This window comes from Pseudomonas sp. Pse79 (assembly GCF_024519615.1).
GTDB classification, from domain to species: domain Bacteria; phylum Pseudomonadota; class Gammaproteobacteria; order Pseudomonadales; family Pseudomonadaceae; genus Aquipseudomonas; species Aquipseudomonas veronii.
This window is the reverse complement of record NZ_JALJRR010000009.1, coordinates 149982-171475: the sequence shown is the minus strand read 5'-3', so window position 1 is coordinate 171475 and position 21494 is coordinate 149982. Positions and strand designations below refer to the sequence as shown.

The 21494-nt window shown below is 55.0% G+C and carries 22 protein-coding genes, 1 tRNA gene and 3 pseudogenes; 11 read left to right on the top strand and 15 right to left on the bottom strand.

The genetic code is table 11. The features are described from left to right. Positions 1-2: 2 nt before the first annotated feature. Positions 3-773: a tRNA (cytosine(32)/uridine(32)-2'-O)-methyltransferase TrmJ gene (trmJ, locus tag NR164_RS14195; protein ID WP_003210307.1), complete on the bottom strand. Its 771-nt coding sequence runs from the start codon at positions 771-773 to the stop codon at positions 3-5. A 145-nt stretch (positions 774-918) separates the two neighbouring features. Between trmJ and suhB the strand changes: the two genes are divergently transcribed. Then, the gene (gene suhB / locus NR164_RS14190) at positions 919-1734 is read left to right on the top strand and encodes an inositol-phosphate phosphatase (protein WP_017846186.1); all 816 of its coding nucleotides are present in this window, start codon (positions 919-921) and stop codon (positions 1732-1734) included. A 204-nt stretch (positions 1735-1938) separates the two neighbouring features. Here suhB and NR164_RS14185 read toward each other — a convergent pair whose 3' ends face one another. The 6 genes from NR164_RS14185 to queA form a co-directional block, all read right to left on the bottom strand. Next, entirely contained in the window at positions 1939-2481 is a 543-nt protein-coding gene (locus tag NR164_RS14185) for a glycine zipper 2TM domain-containing protein (RefSeq protein ID WP_017846187.1), read from the bottom strand. 124 nt (positions 2482-2605) lie between these two features. Continuing rightward, entirely contained in the window at positions 2606-3520 is a 915-nt protein-coding gene (gene secF / locus NR164_RS14180; protein WP_017846188.1) for a protein translocase subunit SecF, read from the bottom strand. Between the two features lie 9 nt (positions 3521-3529). After that, a complete protein-coding gene (gene secD / locus NR164_RS14175) occupies positions 3530-5398 on the bottom strand; it encodes a protein translocase subunit SecD (RefSeq protein WP_256822876.1) in 1869 nt (622 codons plus the stop codon). Between the two features lie 62 nt (positions 5399-5460). Continuing rightward, positions 5461-5799, bottom strand: coding sequence for a preprotein translocase subunit YajC (gene yajC, locus NR164_RS14170; protein WP_003175975.1), 339 nt, complete (start codon positions 5797-5799; stop codon positions 5461-5463). Positions 5800-5842: 43 nt separating this feature from the next. Beyond that, complete coding sequence (gene tgt, locus NR164_RS14165; protein ID WP_010565220.1) at positions 5843-6958, bottom strand: tRNA guanosine(34) transglycosylase Tgt; 1116 nt, start codon at positions 6956-6958, stop codon at positions 5843-5845. 5 nt (positions 6959-6963) lie between these two features. Further along, on the bottom strand, positions 6964-8013 hold the full coding sequence (queA, locus tag NR164_RS14160) for a tRNA preQ1(34) S-adenosylmethionine ribosyltransferase-isomerase QueA (RefSeq protein ID WP_017846191.1): 1050 nt from the start codon (positions 8011-8013) through the stop codon (positions 6964-6966). Positions 8014-8121: 108 nt separating this feature from the next. On the opposite strand from queA, the gene NR164_RS14155 reads away from it, so the two are divergent. Then, positions 8122-8206, top strand: a tRNA-Leu gene (locus NR164_RS14155). 163 nt (positions 8207-8369) lie between these two features. Here the strand turns inward: NR164_RS14155 and NR164_RS14150 are convergent. After that, the gene (locus NR164_RS14150; protein ID WP_017846211.1) at positions 8370-8678 is read right to left on the bottom strand and encodes a DUF3077 domain-containing protein; all 309 of its coding nucleotides are present in this window, start codon (positions 8676-8678) and stop codon (positions 8370-8372) included. Positions 8679-9090: 412 nt separating this feature from the next. Between NR164_RS14150 and NR164_RS14145 the strand changes: the two genes are divergently transcribed. The 4 genes and pseudogenes from NR164_RS14145 to NR164_RS14130 all read left to right on the top strand — a co-directional run bounded on the left by NR164_RS14145 (position 9091) and on the right by NR164_RS14130 (position 11867). Then, positions 9091-9468 carry a cytochrome c gene (locus NR164_RS14145; RefSeq protein WP_256822875.1) on the top strand — a complete coding sequence of 126 codons (378 nt, stop codon included), beginning with the start codon at positions 9091-9093 and terminating at the stop codon, positions 9466-9468. Positions 9469-9677: 209 nt separating this feature from the next. Continuing rightward, a complete protein-coding gene (locus tag NR164_RS14140; protein ID WP_046382169.1) occupies positions 9678-10658 on the top strand; it encodes a GyrI-like domain-containing protein in 981 nt (326 codons plus the stop codon). Between the two features lie 686 nt (positions 10659-11344). Beyond that, a pseudogene (locus NR164_RS14135) lies at positions 11345-11562 on the top strand (hypothetical protein). A gap of 5 nt (positions 11563-11567) precedes the next feature. Beyond that, positions 11568-11867 carry a hypothetical protein gene (locus NR164_RS14130; RefSeq protein WP_052735758.1) on the top strand — a complete coding sequence of 100 codons (300 nt, stop codon included), beginning with the start codon at positions 11568-11570 and terminating at the stop codon, positions 11865-11867. On the opposite strand, the pseudogene NR164_RS14125 reads toward NR164_RS14130, so the two are convergent. From NR164_RS14125 to NR164_RS14105, 5 genes and pseudogenes are all read right to left on the bottom strand, one after another. Further along, positions 11860-12045: pseudogene (locus tag NR164_RS14125) on the bottom strand (DUF6124 family protein); the annotation flags it as partial. The gene NR164_RS14130 and the pseudogene NR164_RS14125 sit on opposite strands and share 8 nt — an antisense overlap. Next, positions 12037-12490 (bottom strand): annotated as a pseudogene (locus NR164_RS14120) (integrase); the annotation flags it as partial. The pseudogenes NR164_RS14125 and NR164_RS14120, both read right to left, overlap by 9 nt. 93 nt (positions 12491-12583) lie before the next feature. After that, on the bottom strand, positions 12584-12934 hold the full coding sequence (locus NR164_RS14115) for a hypothetical protein (RefSeq protein ID WP_046484735.1): 351 nt from the start codon (positions 12932-12934) through the stop codon (positions 12584-12586). A 217-nt stretch (positions 12935-13151) separates the two neighbouring features. Then, on the bottom strand, positions 13152-13391 hold the full coding sequence (locus NR164_RS14110; RefSeq protein WP_169866149.1) for a hypothetical protein: 240 nt from the start codon (positions 13389-13391) through the stop codon (positions 13152-13154). Positions 13392-13606: 215 nt separating this feature from the next. After that, positions 13607-14143: a dihydrofolate reductase family protein gene (locus tag NR164_RS14105; RefSeq protein WP_079444646.1), complete on the bottom strand. Its 537-nt coding sequence runs from the start codon at positions 14141-14143 to the stop codon at positions 13607-13609. 606 nt (positions 14144-14749) lie between these two features. Between NR164_RS14105 and NR164_RS14100 the strand changes: the two genes are divergently transcribed. The 4 genes from NR164_RS14100 (at position 14750) to NR164_RS14085 (ending at position 18445) form a co-directional block, all read left to right on the top strand. Continuing rightward, entirely contained in the window at positions 14750-15799 is a 1050-nt protein-coding gene (locus tag NR164_RS14100; RefSeq protein ID WP_256822874.1) for a GIY-YIG nuclease family protein, read from the top strand. A gap of 189 nt (positions 15800-15988) precedes the next feature. Next, on the top strand, positions 15989-16351 hold the full coding sequence (locus NR164_RS14095; RefSeq protein ID WP_017846747.1) for a DUF167 family protein: 363 nt from the start codon (positions 15989-15991) through the stop codon (positions 16349-16351). Positions 16352-16679: 328 nt separating this feature from the next. Continuing rightward, positions 16680-17432 carry a hypothetical protein gene (locus NR164_RS14090; protein WP_256822873.1) on the top strand — a complete coding sequence of 251 codons (753 nt, stop codon included), beginning with the start codon at positions 16680-16682 and terminating at the stop codon, positions 17430-17432. 476 nt (positions 17433-17908) lie between these two features. Then, positions 17909-18445, top strand: a complete 537-nt coding sequence (locus tag NR164_RS14085; protein ID WP_226927612.1) for a hypothetical protein — start codon at positions 17909-17911, stop codon at positions 18443-18445. 382 nt (positions 18446-18827) lie between these two features. On the opposite strand, the gene NR164_RS14080 is transcribed toward NR164_RS14085, so the two are convergent. Together NR164_RS14080 and NR164_RS14075 are read right to left on the bottom strand one after the other, a co-directional pair. Further along, positions 18828-19154 (bottom strand): barstar family protein, encoded by a 327-nt coding sequence (locus NR164_RS14080; RefSeq protein ID WP_065942548.1) that lies wholly within the window; start codon positions 19152-19154, stop codon positions 18828-18830. A gap of 241 nt (positions 19155-19395) precedes the next feature. Continuing rightward, positions 19396-20046, bottom strand: a complete 651-nt coding sequence (locus NR164_RS14075; RefSeq protein WP_108524526.1) for a LysE/ArgO family amino acid transporter — start codon at positions 20044-20046, stop codon at positions 19396-19398. A gap of 545 nt (positions 20047-20591) precedes the next feature. Here NR164_RS14075 and NR164_RS14070 point away from each other — a divergent pair. Further along, positions 20592-21245 (top strand): NBR1-Ig-like domain-containing protein, encoded by a 654-nt coding sequence (locus NR164_RS14070; RefSeq protein WP_232565975.1) that lies wholly within the window; start codon positions 20592-20594, stop codon positions 21243-21245. The last annotated feature ends 249 nt before the right edge of the window (positions 21246-21494 follow it).

Below are 21494 nucleotides of genomic sequence, written 5' to 3'. Positions count from 1 at the left end.
TTTTAATCCTTCCGCTTAAGAAGCTCGCCACGGGCCGCTTTCTGGGTTTCCGTGAGGATGCCACGCAATATATTCATTTCCGCCCGGCTGACCGAGCTGCGTCCGTACAGACGACGCAGGCGCGCCATCAAGTGCCGCGGTTTTTCCGGATCGAGGAATTCGATGGCCACCAGGGTTTGCTCCAGGTGTTCATAGAACCGCTCCAGCTCGTCCATGGTGGCCAACTCGCCACTCTTGGTCGACGCCACTTCATCCTTCTCAACCTTGCTCGGCTGCCCTTCAGCGGCCAGCCAGGCCATGCGTACTTCGTAACTCAACACCTGCACCGCCGCCCCGAGGTTCAGCGAGCTGAACTCCGGGTCTGATGGAATATGCACGTGATAATGACATCGCTGCAGCTCTTCGTTGGTCAGGCCGGAGTCTTCACGGCCGAACACCAGGGCGATTTCAGCGCCGCCGGCGGCCTCTTCCACCACTTTGGTCCCGCATTCACGCGGATCGAGCAATGGCCAGGGGATGCGCCGGTCGCGGGCGCTGGTGCCGAGCACCAGGTTGCAGCCGACCAATGCGTCTTCCAAAGTGGCGACGACCTGGGCTTTTTCAAGGATGTCATTGGCGCCGGATGCGCGGGCATCGGCCTCGTGGTGCGGGAACACGCGCGGCTCGACCAGCACCAGGCGCGTCAGCCCCATGTTTTTCATGGCTCGCGCCACCCCGCCGATATTGCCGGGATGACTGGTATTGACCAAGACGACACGAATGTTTTGCAGCAAGGGAGGCGCTCTCGGACACGGGAAAGGGGAGCAAATCTTACAGAACAGCCTAAGGTTATGCCACGAAAGCTCACGCCGTCCTTCACCTGAAGAAAGTTTCTGCTAGAATGCCCGGCTTTCTTTAACAACCTTAGGTGACACATCCATGCAGCCCATGCTGAATATCGCGCTGCGCGCCGCCCGCAGCGCCAGTGAATTGATCTTCCGCTCCATCGAGCGCCTGGATACCATCAAGGTCGACGAAAAAGACGCCAAGGATTATGTGTCCGAGGTGGATCGCGCCGCCGAACAGAAAATCATCGACGCCCTGCGCAAGGCCTACCCGACCCACGGCATTCTCGGCGAAGAAACCGGCCTGCACAAAGGCAGCGGCGAAGGCGAAGACTACCTGTGGATCATCGACCCGCTGGATGGCACCACCAACTTCCTGCGCGGTATCCCGCACTTTGCCGTGAGCATTGCCTGCAAATACCGTGGCCGCCTGGAACACGCCGTTGTGCTGGACCCGGTTCGCCAGGAAGAATTCACCGCCAGCCGTGGCCGTGGCGCTCAGTTGAACGGTCGTCGCCTGCGCGTCAGCGGCCGCACCAGTCTGGACGGCGCCCTGCTGGGTACCGGCTTCCCATTCCGTGACGACCAGATGGACAACCTGGACAACTACCTGGGTATGTTCCGCGCCCTGGTTGGCCAGACCGCAGGCATCCGCCGCGCCGGTGCAGCCAGCCTGGACCTGGCCTACGTCGCCGCCGGTCGTTTCGATGCCTTCTGGGAATCGGGCCTGTCCGAGTGGGACATGGCAGCGGGCGCCCTGCTGATCCAAGAGGCCGGCGGCCTGGTGAGCGACTTCACCGGCGGTCATGACTTCCTGGAGAAAGGCCACGTGGTAGCCGGCAACACCAAATGCTTCAAGGCAGTACTGACGGCGATCCAGCCGCACCTGCCGGCTTCGCTGAAGCGCTAAGCGAGCGAGCACAAAAAAGCACCCTTCGGTGCTTTTTTTATGCCTGGAATTTGGTGTGAGCTTAAATACCAGCAACACCACAAGCCAACTGTGGGACGGGGGGCTTGCCCCCGATAGCGGAGTTTCAGCTACAGATAGGCTGACTGACACACCGCCATCGGGGGCAAGCCCCCTCCCACATTGTGAACTGTGCCAGGCCCGGGGTTATTGCTGGTTCTGGCCGAGGATCAGACGCCCCTCTTTATCGACCGGGATCTGGCCGCCTGGGTCACGATCCATACGCACCGAACCTTCCTTGCCATCCAAGGTGTAACGCACGTCATAACCGACGACCTTGTCGCTGATGTCGTTGACGGTGTTACAACGGGTTTGCGTGGTGGTGTAGGTATCGCGGTTCTGCATGCCTTCCTGCACCTTGTTACCGGCATAACCGCCACCGACCGCACCGGCCACGGTGGCCAGCTTCTTACCGTTACCGCCACCGATCTGGTTGCCCAACAGGCCACCGGCCAGCGCACCGACCACCGTACCGACGATCTGGTGTTGATCCTGCACCGGCTTCTGCCGGGTCACGGCGACGTCCTTGCAGACCTCGCGCGGGGTTTTAATCTGGGTTTTCACCGGCTGCACCGCCAGCACTTGCGCATACTCAGGGCCGCTTTTTACCAGGCTGTAGGTGGCAACAGCACCCCCGGCAGTCACACCGACAGCACCCAATACCGCACCAACCAGTAACGACTTGTTCACGTTGAACCTCCTGACCATCACAAACGGACCGAAAGATCCGCGCTATACCCAGCCTTGGAGCAAAAAAAAAGGCGCGAGTTCAATACTCGCGCCTTCTTTGTAACAGCAGATCAACAAACACCCATCAAGGGCGGTCGTCGACCTCCTTGCCAGTCGCGGCCGGAGGGATCAGGTCTTCGCTGTTGAGGTTCAGCCAGATCAGCACCACGTTGGCGATGTAGATCGACGAGTAGGTGCCCGCCAGAACGCCGATAAACAGCGCCAGGGAGAAGCCCCACAGGTTGTCGCCACCGAAGATCATCAGTGCTGCGATCGCCAGCAAGGTGGAAATCGACGTCGCCATGGTGCGCAACAGGGTCTGGGTAGTGGAGATGTTGATGTTCTCGATCAACGTCGCCTTGCGCAGTACGCGGAAGTTCTCGCGAACCCGGTCGAATACCACGATGGTGTCGTTGAGCGAGTAACCAATGATCGCCAGCACCGCGGCCAGCACAGTCAGGTCGAAGGTGATCTGGAAGTACGCCAGGATGCCCACGGTCACAACCACGTCGTGGATCAGCGAGACAATGGCGCCGACACCGAACTTCCACTGAAAGCGGAACGCCAGGTAGATCATGATGCCGACCAGCGCCATCAGCATGCCGAGGCCGCCCTGGTCGCGCAGCTCTTCACCCACTTGCGGGCCGACGAACTCGACGCGCTTGACCGCCGCCGGGTTATCACCGCCGACCTTCTGCAAGGCCTCGGCAACCTGGTGACCCAGCTGCGGGTCTTCGCCCGGCATCCGCACCAGCAGATCGGTGGTCGCACCGAAGCTCTGCACGATAGCTTCGTGATAGCCGGCCTTGACCAGCTCTTCGCGCACCTGAGTCACGTCGGCCGGCTTCTCGTAGGTCAGCTCGATGAGCGTACCGCCGGTGAAGTCCAGACCGTAGTTCAGGCCCTTATGGAACCAGCTGAACAACGCCAGAACGGTAAGGAGCACGGTGACGCCGAACGCAATATTGCGAACGCCCATGAAGTTGATTGTACGTAACATGGCAGCCCCTTAAATCCACAACTTCTTGAAGTCACGCCCGCCAAAGATCAGGTTGACCATTGCGCGGGTCACCATGATGGCCGTGAACATCGAGGTAAAGATACCGAGGGACATGGTCACCGCAAAACCTTTGACCGGGCCGGTGCCCATGGCAAAGAGAATCCCGCCGACCAGCAATGTGGTCAGGTTGGAGTCGAGAATCGCGGTAAATGCCCGGCCGAAGCCTTCGTTGATTGCGCGCTGCACGGTCATGCCCGCGGCGATCTCTTCACGAATCCGCGAGAAGATCAGCACGTTGGCGTCCACCGCCATCCCCATGGTGAGGACGATACCGGCGATGCCTGGCAGGGTCAGCGTAGCGCCCAGCAACGACATCAAGGCCAGCAGCATCACCATGTTGCCCGCCAGGGCCACGGTGGCGATGATGCCGAAGAAGCGGTAGATGGCGATGATGAACAGCGACACGAACAGCATGCCCCACAAGGCCGCATTGATACCCTTGGTGATGTTGTCGGCACCCAGGCTCGGGCCGATGGTGCGCTCTTCAGCGAAGTACATCGGCGCAGCCAGGCCACCAGCGCGCAGCAGCAGGGCCAGCTCGGACGATTCGCCCTGGCCGTTCAGGCCGGTGATGCGGAACTGAGCACCCAGCGGCGACTGGATGGTCGCCAGGCTGATGATCTTCTTCTCTTCCTTGAAGGTCTGCACCGGCACGTCTTTCTCGACGCCGTTGACCATTTGCTTGGTGTAGGTGGTGATCGGGCGTTGCTCGATGAAGATCACCGCCATGCTGCGCCCGACGTTGCTGCGCGTGGCGCGGCTCATCAGTTCGCCACCATGGCCATCCAGGCGGATGTTCACTTCAGGCGTACCGTGCTCGCCGAAACCGGCCTTGGCGTCAGTCACCTGGTCGCCGGTGATGATCAAGCCACGCTCGATCTGCGCCGCAGGGCGGTTGCCTTCACGGAACTCGAACGTCTCGGAAGTGGCTTTGGAAGCACCCGGCTCGGCGGCCAGACGGAATTCCAGGTTGGCGGTCTTGCCGAGGATACGCTTGGCTTCAGCGGTATCCTGCACGCCCGGCAGCTCAACCACGATGCGGTTGGCGCCCTGGCGCTGAACGATCGGCTCGGCCACACCCAGCTCGTTGACGCGGTTACGCACCGTGGTCAAGTTCTGCTTGATGGAGTATTCGCGGATTTCCGCCAGCTTGGCCGGGGTCATCGCCAGACGCAGTACAGGTTGACCGTTGAGGTCGGCCGGTACGATGTCGAAATCGTTGAAGTTCTTGCGGATCAGCGCACGGGCCTGCTCGCGGGACGCTTCGTCAGAGAAGCCCAGCTGGATGGCACCGTTGAGCTGCGGCAGGCTGCGATAACGCAACTTCTCTTTACGCAGCAGGCTCTTCACGTCGCCTTCGTAGACTTTCAGGCGCGCGTCGAGGGCTTTGTCCATGTCGACTTCCAGCAGGAAGTGCACACCACCGGACAAGTCCAGACCCAGCTTCATCGGGTGCGCGCCAATGCTGCGCAGCCATTTTGGCGTGGTCTGTGCCAGGTTGAGCGCGACAACGTAGTCGTCACCCATGGCCTTGCGCACGACGTCTTTGGCCGGCAATTGGTCTTCTTGCTTGGTCAGGCGCAACAAGCCGCCCTTCGCATCAGCTGCCAACGTTGCCGCTTTGACCTGGATGCCCGCATCGGTGAGCGCTTTGCTCGCGCGTTCCAGGTCAGCCTGATTGACCTTCAGCGAAGTGCTGGCGCCAGAGATCTGGATCGCAGGGTCATCAGGATAGAGATTGGGAGCGGAATAAATAAAACCGATCGCCAGCACCGCCAGGATCAGTAGGTATTTCCACAGAGGGTATTTGTTCAGCATCACGCCGCCCGCTTATAACGCGGGGCGCCTTGCGCGCCCCGTCGATTGGTAAAAGTTGTTACTCAGATCGCTTTGAGCGTGCCTTTAGGCAGCGTGGCGGCGATGGCGCCCTTCTGGAACTTCATTTCGACGGTGTCGGAGACTTCCAGAACCACGAAAGCATCGGAAACCTTGGTGATCTTGCCCGCGATACCGCCGGTGGTCACGACTTCGTCACCTTTCTGCAGGCTGCCGAGCAGGTTTTTCTGCTCTTTGGCGCGCTTGGCCTGTGGACGCCAGATCATCAGGTAGAAGATGACCAGGAAGCCGACCAGGAAAATCCACTCGAAACCACCGCCCATAGGGCCGGCAGCAGCAGGCGCAGCGGCATCAGCCATGGCGTTAGAGATAAAAAAGCTCATTTAGCACTCCAGTTGCAAATAGTGAATCTTAGGGTCGGAAAACTCAGTCCAAGGGCGGCACAGGGAGCCCGCGCTTGGCATAGAAGGCATCGACGAAGGCGGCCAATGTACCCTGTTGAATAGCCTCGCGCAAACCAGCCATCAGGACTTGGTAATGACGCAAATTGTGGATGGTATTCAACATGCTACCCAGCATTTCCCCACACTTGTCCAGATGGTGCAGATAAGCACGGGAGAAGTTCTGGCAGGTATAGCAGTCACAGGTGGGATCCAGCGGCGAATCATCATGGCGATGGAACGCGTTACGGATCTTCAGCACGCCTGTATCGATGAACAGATGCCCATTGCGGGCATTACGGGTTGGCATCACGCAATCGAACATGTCCACACCGCGGCGCACACCCTCTACGAGATCCTCCGGTTTGCCAACGCCCATAAGGTAACGAGGTTTGTCAGCAGGCATCAGGCCTGGCAGGTAATCCAGCACCTTGATCATCTCGTGCTTGGGCTCACCCACCGACAGACCGCCGATGGCCAGGCCGTCGAAGCCGATCTTGTCCAGGCCTTCCAGCGAGCGCTTGCGCAGGCTTTCATGCATGCCGCCCTGGACGATACCGAACAGCGCCGCGGTGTTGTCGCCGTGGGCGTTCTTCGAGCGCTGGGCCCAGCGCAGCGACAACTCCATGGAAACCCGCGCGACGTCTTCATCGGCCGGGTACGGCGTGCATTCGTCGAAAATCATCACGATGTCGGAGCCCAGGTCGCGCTGGACCTGCATCGACTCTTCCGGCCCCATGAACACTTTGGAACCGTCGACCGGCGAGGCGAAGGTCACGCCCTCCTCCTTGATCTTGCGCATGGCGCCCAGGCTGAACACCTGGAAACCACCCGAGTCAGTGAGGATCGGGCCTTGCCACTTCATGAAGTCATGCAGGTCGCCGTGCTTCTTGATCACTTCCGTGCCCGGGCGCAGCCACAGGTGGAAGGTGTTGCCGAGGATGATTTCGGCGCCGGTGGCGACGATATCGCGCGGCAGCATGCCTTTGACGGTGCCGTAGGTGCCGACCGGCATGAACGCCGGGGTCTCTACCGTACCGCGCGGAAAGGTCAGACGACCGCGACGGGCCTTGCCGTCAGTGGCCAGCAATTCAAACGACATACGACTCATAGTTGTTCCTCTGGGCCGCGTGGCGCCGGATTACGGGTGATAAACATCGCATCACCGTAGCTGAAAAAACGGTATCCATTGTCGATGGCAGCCTGATAAGCAGCCATGGTTTCCGGATAACCGGCAAATGCCGACACCAGCATCAACAGCGTGGATTCCGGCAAATGGAAGTTGGTCACCAGCGCATCGACCACATGAAACGGCCGGCCTGGGTAAATAAAGATATCGGTGTCGCCGCTGAACGGCTTGAGCACGCCATCACGCGCCGCGCTTTCCAGGGAACGCACGCTGGTGGTGCCCACGGCAATCACCCGCCCGCCGCGCGCCTTGCACGCGTTGACCGCGTCCACGACGTCCTGGCTGACTTCCAGCCATTCGCTGTGCATATGGTGGTCTTCGATGTTATCCACACGCACCGGCTGAAACGTGCCGGCCCCCACGTGCAGGGTCACATACGCGCTCTCGACGCCCTTGGCGGCAATCGCATCCAGCAGCGGCTGGTCGAAATGCAGCCCGGCCGTCGGCGCCGCGACGGCACCGAGGCGCTGGGAATACACCGTCTGATAGCGCTCGCGGTCCGCATCTTCGTCGGGGCGGTCTATATAAGGAGGCAACGGCATATGGCCGACGCGCTCCAGCAGCGGCAACACTTCCTCGGCAAACTTGAGCTCGAACAACGCATCATGACGCGCCACCATCTCGGCCTCGCCACCGCCATCGATCAGCAGAGTCGAACCCGGTTTCGGCGACTTGCTGGAGCGCACGTGGGCCAGCACGCGATGGCTGTCCAGCACCCGCTCCACCAGAATTTCCAGCTTGCCGCCGGAAGCTTTCTGGCCAAACAGCCGCGCCGGAATCACCCGGGTATTGTTGAACACCATCAAATCGCCTGGGCGCAAATGCTCAAGCAAATCAGTGAATTGACGGTGTGCGAGGGCACCGCTGAGCCCGTCCAGGGTCAGCAGTCGACTGGCGCGACGCTCGGCCAAAGGGTGGCGGGCGATCAGCGAATCAGGGAGCTCAAAAGTAAAGTCAGCAACGCGCATGATGGGGTTCGTCTAGCAGGGCCGGGAAGTCTAGCGGAAATAGTCAAAATTGACCATGAAACGTGATTGACCAACGGTAATCTCATCTCTATACTTCGCCGCCATTGAGCCCTGATGGCGGAATTGGTAGACGCGGCGGATTCAAAATCCGTTTTCGAAAGGAGTGGGAGTTCGAGTCTCCCTCGGGGCACCATCTTAAAAAAAGACCTTGAAATTCAAGGTCTTTTTTTTCGCCTGTCGAAAAGTGGGCAACCAGCAAAATCCCCGACCAGCGCAACATCAACTTGAAACACAGCCCCTTGTGGGAGCTGGCTTGCCTGCGATAGCGTCAGCCGCAACACCCTCAAACCACCAGACTAACTACCCGCCACTTCACCCTCCTCCGTCACCCCATTGGCCAACATCCCATTCGCCAAATCATCCACCACCGCCTTCGCCATCTCCCCCAAATAATGCGCCGCCCAGGCATAACGATCCGCGCCCGTGTCCATGGCGGCATCCAACGCCAGCAGTTTTGAACAGTGGAGAAGTTCGGAGGCATGCTCCAACGCATCGCGGATGGGCACGCCGGCGTTCACGCGGAATAGTCGGTGAAGGTTGGGCTGCTTGCCACAGGTGGAAAAGGTGATGACGCCGAGGGTTTTGTTGAGGGGTGGGTTGATCATTGGGCACCTCCTGGATGGGCGGAGGTGTGGGTGGTGGGGTTGTGAGGGTATGGCCTGTCAGAAACGCTCATTGCTTAAGCTCCTAATATAGTGAGCCTATTGTTTCTCGGATTCTCAAGTCCGGTCGCTGGGTTGGAAGCGACGGGGAGGAAGTTAGCGCAGGAGCGATTGGGGTTGAAAGTCAGTATCTGTGGCGAAAAATTTCCGTTAGGTCGGTCGGGGTTGGCGAACGACGCCGATTCTCCCCCAGATGCAGGAAACAACCGGGGTCTGCCCCCGATTACCTCCGGGAAAACGTGTTGGTTTAATGGGCATCAGAAATGACCGTGTGCGCCGACGCGATGGCTGATATCTTTCCCGCGCGCCCAATCGCGTCCAATCAACGCCGATCCCATCAAGGAAGATAAAAACAATGAAAGTAGTGCTCATCGCTTCGCTAGGAATGTTGTCGCTGACTCAAACATCACTATCCTTCGCGGATAATGCTAATGGAAAAAATCTCTATCTACAGCGATGCAGCATGTGCCATGGAATGGATCTCAAAGCAACAGGACCGCTGGCTAAAAAAAGTAATCCGCCGACGCCTGATCTAACAACGCTCGCTTTCAAAAAACGATTAAATGATTATCCGGGCGTGATTGTGTCTTCGATAATACTTCGCCCAAATGGCGACTTAATTCCAAGAACCTTGCGTGAGAATGGAATAAAGCTATCGCCGCACTCATGGAGCGTTAAGGATTTTCGCGATTTAAATCAATACATGGGTGGCGTTATTTCAAAAACCCGATGACCGTCGAAGTGCCTGGTCCTGTGCTGTCTGCGTGGATTGACATGACGCTTTAAGCGCTCTGCCAACAGTTCAAACTCGATACCTTTGCTACAGATTGGCCTACGCTGGAGCTGCAGGCTGCCGAGAAAGAAACGAAGAACGCGCTGCGGTTATCGCAGGAACTCAACGGCTCAACAGCCACATGAACGGTGATTTTTAGAATAGCTAACATGACGACCAAGCCTTCTGCGCAAGTATCCCGCGCTGAGTACGCGCGACGGATAAATCGTGTACTCAACTACATCGATGCTCACCTCGATCAGCCGTTAGATGGCGCGCAGTTAGCCGACATCGCCAATTTCTCGCGCTTCCATTTTCATCGAATTTTCGCCGCATGGATGGGCGAAACGCTTGGCAGCTATGCACAGCGTCGACGGCTCGAGAAGGCGGCCTTCCGGCTGTCCTGTGGTAGCCATGAAACAGTACTTGAAACAGCGTTGGCCACCGGCTTCCATTCGGGTGAAGCGTTTGCGCGAGCCTTCAAACTCAAGTTCGGCTGCACGCCATCGACCTGGCGCTCCACGACTCTTCAGCGGCTGAAAATGCAGGCGTCCGCGATCGGACAGCAACCAGGCAACCAAGAGAGCAATCCTGATCAGGTCTTCAGCAATATCCATCAGGAAGGCGAGCCCGCGCTCGGTGAATCTGACGTCTCTTATCGGCTAACGGAAACTTGTGCCATGGATGTACGTATCGTTGATTTACCAAAAGCACGCGTCGCGTATCAACGTTTGATCGGACCATATGGGCCCGCCATCGGCGAATTTTGGCGCGGCACCATTGCCCCGTGGATGCACTCAAATGGCCTCAGTGATGAAACGTGTTATGGCATAGGTCATGACGACCCGTCTCTCACTCCAGCCAACAAGTGCCGCTATGACGCGTGCGTCGAAGTACCCGCTCATTTTGTTGCTAGCGGCCAGGTAGATATTCTAACTCTGCCGGGCGGCCGTTATGCCGTAGCGAGTTTCAAAGGGAAAGCTGAGGTTTTAGGTAACGCCTGGATGTGGCTGACGCGTGAATGGATGCCGTCCAGCGGACTACAATGCGACGATAGGCCTTGCTTCGAGATGTTTTCTGCGACCACGGCACTTGACCCCCACACCGGTGAGTTTAGTTGCGACATCTGCATTCCAGTGCGAGCGCTGTAACGCAATTCCCGCGTGCCGCATCGTTTAGGGGCGTGAGCGCATCGCATTCACCAGCCACTATCGTTATGCCATGCAGCTGCATGGCATAACGCAAAATCGAGCAAGCGATAAGAGCCCATATCCCTAACGACGCATTCGTTAAAATCCCTCCTTGATCTAGTTGCACAGGTGAAAATCAGACGAGTTAATTCTCTTCACTCGAAATGGTTTACGGTCTAAAGCGGGCGATCACCACCAGCAGCTATGGGGCGAGAGCGGGGATTCGGAATAGGCCGCATTCGGCCAATAGCTGCCTGTCGGAACCGGCTGAAATAGCCCCAGAGCGGTCATCTCCGCGTTCCAGTATTATCATGCCGATCTTCGGACTATTTATTGGTAGGTTGATCCATGGTCAGAAGCGTTAGGCTTCAAAAAAACTGCATACACGGCATCTGATCGAGACAGCTGAAGAGGTGGTACTTGATGACAGCCTTGTTGGAAAGCTATGGGCGCTCAATCAAGGTGACAGATTTGAGTTGAATTCAGCTTCTCTCACTTTATGGGCTGGCTGGTGAAATGACTGCATGAGCAAGCCTGAACCGGCCAAGTATAAAACGAGTAGCTGGTCACTTTCTTCCCGCGAAATAGAATTCCGAACCGCTAGATTTGGATAGCGGACTACAGTGATCACTTTAGAGCGATAAGGCGTGGGCCTTCACGCTGCCAAGCAGCTCGACGCCATCGATGGCGCTTGAGCTCAATCGCGCGTTCGGCAAGGCTGAGGGGGTTGACCAAAGCCATCACAAGCCAGATCGCCGAGCCGTTGTATGTACCGTATGATGACGCCGCCAGCAATCGGGCAGGTGAGTTGAAACGGCCCGCGTGGATATCGATAGACTGGACGCTTCGATTTTTTAGGATGTAATGCTCATGTTCAAAGCTGCCCTCGCTTCCTTGCTGTTGACCTGCACTTTTTGCGCTCACGCCGGTACGACGGTCGATGTGTCGAAGATTTACGGCAAGATCCAGTTCGTGAACAGCTATCCCGACTACAAGGTGAAAGTGGTGAATCAGTACCCCGACCTTAAGGTAAAGAAGGTGGTTTCCTGGCCTGACTCTGTTGGCAAATGGCAAACCGTCGACAGCTACCCCGACTACAAGATCCAGATCGTCGATTCCTATCCGGACTTCACTATTGAATATGTGGAGAGCTGGCCTGGGGTCAATTGATCGCGGCAAGCCGTTGCAGGTGGCCTGAGACGGCTTGTTGGGCGGGTTGGCCAGGGCAGGGCGTTTCACGATCGAGCAATTTGGCGGTGAGGAGTACGCCCAGTTCGCTCAGTTGATGGATCGCCAGGGCGATGTCGCGGTGTTTGCCGTTCAGGTCTTCGTACAGGTCGAGCAGCAGTTGAACCGCCTGCAGGTTATTCGTTCTGCGATAGATCAGTGATGCCTTCGTACGTCTCATCTCATGAGTGCCATACATGGCTGGATCAAGGCCAACGGCCTTCACCCAGCCTTTGACGATACGAGCGTATTGGCGAGTGGATAGATGGACTGTGTTTGTTCAGTAATCTTGAACTGCGCTGGCCGCTGCGTTTTCTGCTGCATCACATGGCTCGTGATGATACGTGCTCGCCATGGACGACGTCGCGCACGCGGAGCATGGTTAAGTCGCAAGCTCGAAGTTTGCTGTCGATGGCCAGATCGAAGAGAGCCAGCTCCCTGGTTCTTTCCGCAATTTGAAGCCTTACTCGGATGGCCCAGATATCTCTCAGTTGTAGCGGGGGGTTCTGGCCCACCAATTTTCCTTTGTTCCAGGGCTGACGGCTGCGGGTAGCGATGATGCTCATGACATGTCCTCCACGTGTGGAAGGACAAGGATGGCAAACCAGAGCAACGGTCGCTAGGAGCCCGTAGCCACTAGGAGCATTGATGAAGTCGAGTCAGGCATATGCGAGCGGAAGCCGGGCTGCCACTTGCCCCCAGCATCTTCTGATTTCTTTAATAATGCCGCTGTCAACCAGCTTGTTCGTAGAGACCTCACATACCGACAAATGCTCTAACAGCCATTCATCTGTCCATCCCGCCCATTCACCTGCAATGGATTTGAGGTTTCCTTCAAGCACAGGGAAAACTTCATTCCAAAGGATGCTGTGAATTTCTTGGGGCGAATAGCCTGTCTCCAGGACTACGCGAGCAACATAGTCAAAAGTCGCGTCGGTGATCTCGGTATCGAGAAAAAACTCTGAAAGTGCCTGCCAGATCTTCAGGCGGTTTGCGTCGACAGTTTTCATACAATATCCCGAAGCTTGAATGGCGCCCAGCGGCTAGAGGTTATAGTAGCCGAAACGTTCAGACAGATATTCGCCGTCAGAATGGGCCGCTTTCGACCCAATACAGCCAGTTAAAATTGGCGGTGACCGACCAGAATCGGTCGATCGTGAGGTGGAGCCGAGCCCGTTCGGCTACCCCCTAGACGCAACGCTTAAAGCGAATAAACACTTCACCTGTTTACTCGTATATTTTTCCGCAGTACAAAAAATTAGCGAATTGCCGCCAAGGATTGGAGCCTTGAAGCCCCTGATCGACGCCAAAATTACTGTCCTCGGCCCATGCAATAGCTCCGTCTAGGAAGGCTTCTATCGTCCCGTTTTCCCAGTCACCATTCGATTTGTCTTCCGCCAGGGCGTGGGCAAAAGCCAGAAAGGTATTGGCGTCCTTGACCTGATCCAATTGCTCATGAAGCTCCATGGGTTTCTCCGCTCAAAGTCATAAGTAGCTCGTCGGATTATCCATAGAGCGAATAATGTCCGCTTCTGGCCGATTTCTGCCTGTCATATCCGGCAGAAGTCGACCACTAACTGACTGCCAGCCAGAAGAAAAGGCAACGTTCACGAAAATCGGCCTCGGCAAATAAATCCCCCCTCTCCCCTCATTGCTCTAGATCGAACATCCTCGCGAACCGGTCATACCGTCAACCGATAGGTAGACTGCACCAACCCCGAAGCAAAGCTGCAGCTGGATACTAGTTCCAAGTCAATGTCCTGCTGAAGGGCCCCAAACAATCGCCTTCCCGATCCGATCAGTACGGGAACAGTGGTAATCACCATATCGGCGACTAACCCATCGCGCAGGAAGGATTGCACCAACTGCCCGCCATCGACATAGACACGATGCACGCCTTGCCCATCCAGTTCGGCCATCAGGTCCCCTGGTGCGAGGTTTGAGAAGCGCAGCTTGCCCTTCAACGCCTCGGGCACCGGCGTACCGGCCAGTTGTTCAGACAGCACCACGACGGGCCGGTCGTAGAACCATGTGTCGAAGGTCAGCACCTTCTCATAGCTGCCTCGCCCCATCACGATCACATCCTTGTCGGCAATGAAGGCGCAGTAGCCATGATCTTCAGTTGGATCATCACGCTGCAAAAGCCAATCAATGTCGCCATCTGGCCGGGCGATGAAGCCGTCCAGGCTGACGGCGATGAAAACATGTGCAGTGGCCATCAGGACCTCCTAATTGAAACGACGTTTATTCATACTTGATCATAAGCCGAATAAAAGGTTCGCCTTCGCTGACTGCCGTTCATAGGTACGATCCCATAAGCGCCAAGATGGCAACAGGGCCAAGCTAAACCGTTTCTATGAACTTAGAGACTGTTGAGAGTGCCGTCGCGGTCGTTGAACTCCCATATTATTCTTTCTCCAGCGTGACGCGCCCAAGTCTACTTGGTGAGCGACGACATTGAGGCATTTCAGCCCTTTTTGATTTTTCAGAGTTTGACTATAATTACCCTAAGTCATACGAAGTTGAAAGCACTGTCAGATACCTCGGAGTCGAGGTCGACGATGCCTTTAAGACGGCGGAACAGACGAAAGTCTGACTATTTATAACGACAGTCGACTCTAAACCGTCGCTATCCGCCCCGGAGCGGTCGATCGAGCCTCGGCCTTAACTCAATCATTCGGCCTGTAGGCGACTCCGCGTGCTAAATTGATATTTTCGAGTCGAGTTACCTTCACGCCAGGTGGTAAGTGGCAAGTGCTGTTTGCAAGCCATTCCGACCGGTGACTTAAGGAGCTAGTTTCCTATACAACTGCAGGTAAACCATTATGGAAAACTATCCTGCCCCTGAGAGAGGATATGTATATATCCTCGGGGTTAAAGACATCGAACTTCCGGTGTGCAAGATCGGAAGAACCGCTAGAGATCCTGCTGTTCGCTGTGCAGAAATAAATCAGAGCTCGACGGGTGATTTTCTTTGGGAGGTAACCCATCAGATTGCAGTGAACGACTGCCAGAAGTTTGAGTCGCTGGTTCATACAAAGCTCCTGCCACTCCGACAGAGAAGGCGTGAGTTCTTCAATCTTCACCCGGACGATGCAATTCTTGCGGTTCAATCCATACTCGCGTCGGTATCGGACGTAAGTGCAGTAACCATCATGGAAGCGCAAAAAGAAGACATCGATGTATCAAAAGCGGGTGCTCCTCCCCGCAAACAGTCTACGCGCTCCAGCAGGAACACCCTATACGCCCATCTATTACACGGATTCACCGAATTGCTGGGTATTAAAGGACGACCATTCGGCCAATTAAACAAACCCTCCTTTGGAATTAGTGATGGACACGAAGGAGTTCAATGGAACCTCGCGATATACCCGAACGATGGGAAAGCGCGCGTGGGAGTTAATCTCGAGGGCTTGCAATACAGCGGCTGGCCGATTGCAACGCTGATAAAATCCGAACTGGAAATCCCTGCGTTACTACGACTTGTGCCAGATATACTCGATCCTCAGGACATCACCCTGCGTTTCGCGAGAGACGCGTGGCAGCTAAGTTCAAGACCGAAAATCCTGGAGGACACTTTAGGTGGACGCGAGTTTCGTCTCTCCGAAATCACCGATGGGTTATGGCGTTCAATACTCACCGAAGCCATCGGCTGCCTCAACAAAGACCGGAGCTACCATGGCCGAGCCCGCCAAGCTGTGACCGTGCTGAGAAAGGATGGGGCAGACGCGAATTCGACGTTTATGTTGGTTTCGCCTCACCTGACTATTTGGACTCCAATTGACCCATTGAGCGACTCGATCGAAGCGTTGTCCGCTGCGATTGATCGCTTAAAGCCCGTCCATGAATGGGCATCGAAGGTGAGCGGCGGTTAGGGTCGGCATTTGAAAAAAACGCCAACCAACTACACAATCAACCGGGCGTTTGGGCGTTTTCGCGTCGCGCAATTCCTCCGGGTCGGCGCAACCAAGCGCCGTTTATTGCGACCTTAGCCGACAGAACAATCGGGGAGTGACCCCGATTACCTTAGTTAGGCATTTTTATCCGACCTACGCAGGATCCATGTGAAGAAAGCAAAAGCGATTACCAAAAAGAAATCATCCGGCCGTGGCTTTGAGATGTCCTCGTTTTGTGGGTGGGATGGAGAGACTTTAGTTCTGAACATACTTGGAACTCCGAGCGCCAAAAAGGATGCCATCGGCAAGGCGAAAGGAAGTCAACTCAAGATCAGCGTCACCGCCGCACCCGTAGCAGGCAGGGCGACGGACCACATGGTTAAGTTTCTCGCCCGAGAGTTTGACGTCTCGGTTTCTGACATCACGGTTGTGTTCGGTCGTTTTAATTTGAACAAGCAAATGCGTATAAGGGCGCCCGGAAGCTTACCTGCCGTAGTGGCCAAGGCCCTGTCAGAAGCAGAAAGCACCTGACCATTCGCTACGGGCGCGTGCAGCCTAATGAGCCGCCCTGCTGTCATGGACTGTTCCAGTGTCTGCTTGCAATAAAAGGGGGGACAGATTTATTTTCTGCACTCTAAGCGTCCGCTTCTGGCCGATTACTGCCCTTGGCGAGAGGCAGAAAACGGCCAATGGGTGCCACCTTAGACGTATGCTTCCAGAAACGGACGATCATGGATATCTGCGTGTGCCGCAGCCCCCGCCCAAAGTGGACGCGGTCGATTCGCTTCACTGGCAGAGTTATTCTAATATGCGAAACTGAGAAGAAAATACGCATTGTTGACTTTTTACCGAGGTTTTTATGGAGCAAGGGGAACTGTCTGATAGCTGTTACAATTCTTTAACCTTAGAAGAAGTCTCTTCGCTATCAAGAATCAGAAACCACTACAATAAAAAGCCTGTATTTTCGTTCAGTGCTGAAGAAACACTGGAACTTATAGATCGTGCTTTCGAGGCGATGGGTAGACCCTACAGAACTAGAATCGATGCCGAGACAATTAAGTTCGGCCGATACTCCGGCGAACTTGATGGCGTATTTTTAATGATATCTGATGCACTAAGAACTTACGATCTTGCTACTCATTTCTATTCGACACCTACAGAAGCTAAAGCGTCATATACGCACCATAAGAAAAATATAAAACACGCTCGTAAAAAACTAGATAATGGTTTTGTAGATATTTTTGACGTTGTTAATGGCATGCTCCCCTCTGCGTGGTCCACATATAATACTGAAAAACTTCGTAATTCCTTAAAGGCTTTAAATGAAGTCCGAAGCCTACTTGACGAACAAATCGACTTAATTGACTTTGAAGGTCGCCCTGACAGTCGTGCTGAGTCTTTTGTCAATGGGGTATGTATGTATCTAGCTTGGAACGCAAATATCAGACCTACTAAACCTATTACTGATAGCCTTGAAAAAACTCCTCTACTGAGATTTCTCGAGGTTTTTTATCCTGTTGAGGCAAAAGCTATTTTATCCAAGGTTTATGACCGAGAGCGTGGCCTGCCTACGCATGAAAGGATAGGGGCAAAATTTATCTCACCCAAGTAGGGGGAATTTTCTATCCCTATGTCACCCTGCAATCCCCCCCATGCGTCTGCTCTGAAAATTTGTAAATTTACCTCGTGTCCTTTCTACGAGGTGAAAAAATGAGCGAATTGATTGATCTTGTTTTGGCTTTAGCTGTTTTAGTTCGAGCCATCACTCAACTCCTTTCAAAATTACGACGATAACTTGTCAGGAAGAAATTCTACTGACGCCTCCTTTTGGTTCTCTCTCAGCCTCAAGGAGGCTTACTCCCATGTCGGCATCGCTGGGATGAGAAGGACATTTACTTAAAGCGTGCCCACCGAATGTTTCGCATGTTCTTCAAGGTAAGCAATGGCCGCTAATAGCCGACTTCTGCCTGTCACGAAGGGCTGAAGTCGGCCAGAAGCAGTTGCTCATGAGCCTAGAAATATATAAAAATGCTAACCTCGCATGGGCGAAGTAGCCTCAAAAGGTCATAAAAAACTCGGGGAATCGAAATGGAGGAAACGTTTTTCGGTGCTCAATTTAATGCTTTACAGAAAGGAATCGTGATGAAGTATTCCGCCATTTTTTTGTGGATTCCCGTTATAACACTTGCAGTCACATTGCCGGCCGCGGCCGTAGAACCCTCCCAGCGTCTTCAGCGCGCCTCAGGTTTGTGGAAGGTAACACCGTCCACCTCGCCGTTTTCCTGGGAGATTTGCGTCGATCAGCCAAAGGACAGGCTGATCGACGACGACTTATGGTCCGACTTCGAACAGGAATGCAAGATCGAATCGGAAAGCGGCAAAGGCGACGGCTACAATTTTAAATCAAGCTGCCCAGACGCGAAGCTGGCAGGCTCGTTCAGCGGCGATCTTGCGAAATCGTACGTACTGACGGCCGATACTTCGTTTGACTTAAACGGGAAAATCAAAACGCAGCACACCGTCATCAATGGCATCTTTCAAGGCGCATGCCCTGCGGACATGGAACCGGGGGTCAAAAAAATGCGCGGCGGTATGAAGATGAAGAGCCTGTACATTAACCGATAAGCGGTTAAAGGTTGTACATCGCATCAGCAAATTGACTGTTGCCGTCAGCATGAGAATGACCCATTTAGTAAAAAGTTGGTGATCCAAGCTCAGATAACTTGCTGGTAGCTGGCATGCATTTAGGAGCGCTCGGCTTTGCTCATATCAAGCGCTCAGGGAGCACCTACGCCATTGCTTACGAAAGGTGAGTCAAGTACGGGCAGCAAACTGTCTTTCGATAGTTTTCTTCGCGAATGAAAACTTGCCAGGAACGCTAAAGGGGGCACATTTTTCTGAACGACTCTGACGTCCGCTTTTGGCCGTTTTCTGCCTGTCCGGGCGGTCAACTTTCGCCCCATCGCAGTCGTTGATAACACCCCTGTCGATTGATGTGGGCGAGCATTTAAACATTGAAAGCAAGTGCCAGGAGCGGGGTGCCGCCAGCAACGACGATTCGCCAGTTCACAAAAGCTGCACACTCCACAATCGCTTCAAATTGTTCAGGACAGCGGCGCTTGAAGCTCTGGGCGTTGTCGATGACCAATGAAAGCGTTTGTCCGCTTTGGACGTGGATAGACGACATTTCTGCGGTGGGGTCATCGAGATATGAAAGACAATCAACCCAAGCGTCCATATTGCGGCCGTAGAAGCTAGGAAAGCCGAATTTTTCTGCGAAAACACTGTGGAATGTTTGCCAGTCAGTAATCAGGTTTGCATCCACTTGCACCATTGTCAGATAAACCTTCGCCACGTTGGAAAAAAACAGATATGGCGGTCTCGCAAGGTGAAGTCAATTGCTGACTGCATATTTGCGCAATCCAGGGCTCAATCCGCTACAAACGACGTTGCAGTGGCCGCTTCTGGCCGACTTCGGCCTATCGCAACCGGCAAATTACTCTTTCTCCAGCGCGATACGCCCAAGCCGACTTGGTGAACGACGACATTGAGGCGTTCGCAGCCCTTTGGACTCTTCAGAGTCTGACCCCGATTACCTGCTGAAAGACACCCACTGAATCAGTGATCAACATCCCGGCCAGGTACACCATCAACACCGCCACACCCGCATCCAACCAGCGCCACACCACTGGCGCCTGGAACAGCCGCGTCAAACGCTGACATCCCAGCGCCAGTATCACAAACCACACCAACGACGCCGTCATCGCGCCGCTCGCGAACAGCGCTTGTTGGCCGGTGGGTTTGGCTGCGCCGATCGAGCCGATCAGCACGACGGTATCAAGCCAGGCGTAAGGATTGGCAAACCCGAGCACCAGTGCGGTGCGCAGCAAGCCTCGCTGCGAGTGACCGCCTTGCGTGTTGGGCATGGACTGGTTACGTAGGCAGGCCAGCAAGCGTTGACCGCCAAACCAAAGCAAATACGCCGCACCGGACAGCAGCAACAGCGCCACCACACCCGGCCGACTTCCCAGCAATGAACCCAACCCTGCGACGCCAACAGCGATCAGTAGGACATCGGCGAGTACGCAGATAGCAACCACGGCCCAGATCGGACCCCGGCCCACACCTTGGCGGATGACCAAGGTGTCTTTCGGACCAGGCGCGGCGAACAGCCCCATGCCCAAAAGCAAGCCTTCGAGGTAAAGAGCGTTGAAGTTTAGAAACATGGGATGTTCGAACCCGCGAGAATATTAGAGAAGTTGAATCGGTTGATTACCGAACTTGGTGTGCGGACGTTTATGGTACTATTTAAATTGATGGTTGCGAGCGGGAAAAATATAGCAGCGTTTGAACAAAGGAAAATGAATCTTTAGTGGCCTGAGAGATTGCTGAATATCCATCAACAATTTTTTTGTAGTCCTGCAGCATGGCATCAGACATTTGCAGGATGCCGAAGCCTGATCGAACAATGGATTCACAGCACGTTTTTATTTGAGTCATCGCTATATCCAAAGATGATTGTAAAGGAATGCAACACACACAAGGTTCGCAAGCATGCGAGAAACCACGACACTGGATGTAGCCAACCCAAAAGGGACCTATCCATGTCCTTCACCACGTCGCTAGCAGGTCGCAAGTGTGCATCGCTCGATATACGTAGCGGCGAGCAGGTTGTCCTTTTTGGCGAACAACGTGACGACTATCACCAAGGACCGGAGATCAACACTCGAATATGAACATCAGAACACGCGATACGCTTCGAGCCTTGGTTATGCGACGCAGCCGAGAACTGGGAAAGCCCCTGACAGCCCTGGCCAAAGAAGCCGGCATTTCCCGAACCTACCTCTACGGATTGACCGGCGGAGCCTCACAAGATCCCTCAGTACGCACCCTGATCAAACTGGCCAAGGCGTTGCAGGTTTCGCCGCTGCTGTTATTCCGCTACTTCGCCGACCTGGCTGGCGCACCGGGCGATGCCTGTTCAATGGCAACCACTAATCGCGCCACCGGCCTGCGTGACCCCAGCGACATAGCTGTCTTCAACGCGGATGTCACCACCCCAGACCAGACCGTGGTGCTGCCCGGTGAGACGTTTCAGAAAACCTGGGAGATCCAGAACCTTGGCGCCCGCCCGTGGCGCGGTCGGAAATTGGTACGGGTCGACGGCGAATACGTAATCGCTCGCCGCAGCGCGTCCGGCGTTCCCTTGGAAGTGGTGATGGACACCCACCTGCGCAGCCTGAACAACGAAATCCCCATCGCCGACACCCTGCCCGGCCAGCCGGTACGTATCAGCGTGGAGTTCGGCGCCCCAAGGGAGACCTGCACACTCACGTCGATCTGGCGTATCGAAGATGAACAGGGCCAGCCTTGTTATGGACCCGCCTTCATCCTGCATGTAATCGTCAACGTCATGGCACGTTAAGGCCCGACGGGAGCCCCACAAATCTGTCCCAAACTCTGTGCCTGATGACGGGCGTCTATCAATGTAGACCGCAACGGCATTTACACCCCCATAAAAATAAAACCTCGACTACTGTATTAAACCAACTAACCCCCTCTTCCTTATTACACAAAATCAAAAAAACACATTGCACGCCCCTTCAACTCATCCAAAAGTCTTAACTCCCTACTAATAGGTCGTGGTTTTACAAACAGACATTGACGCATTTAT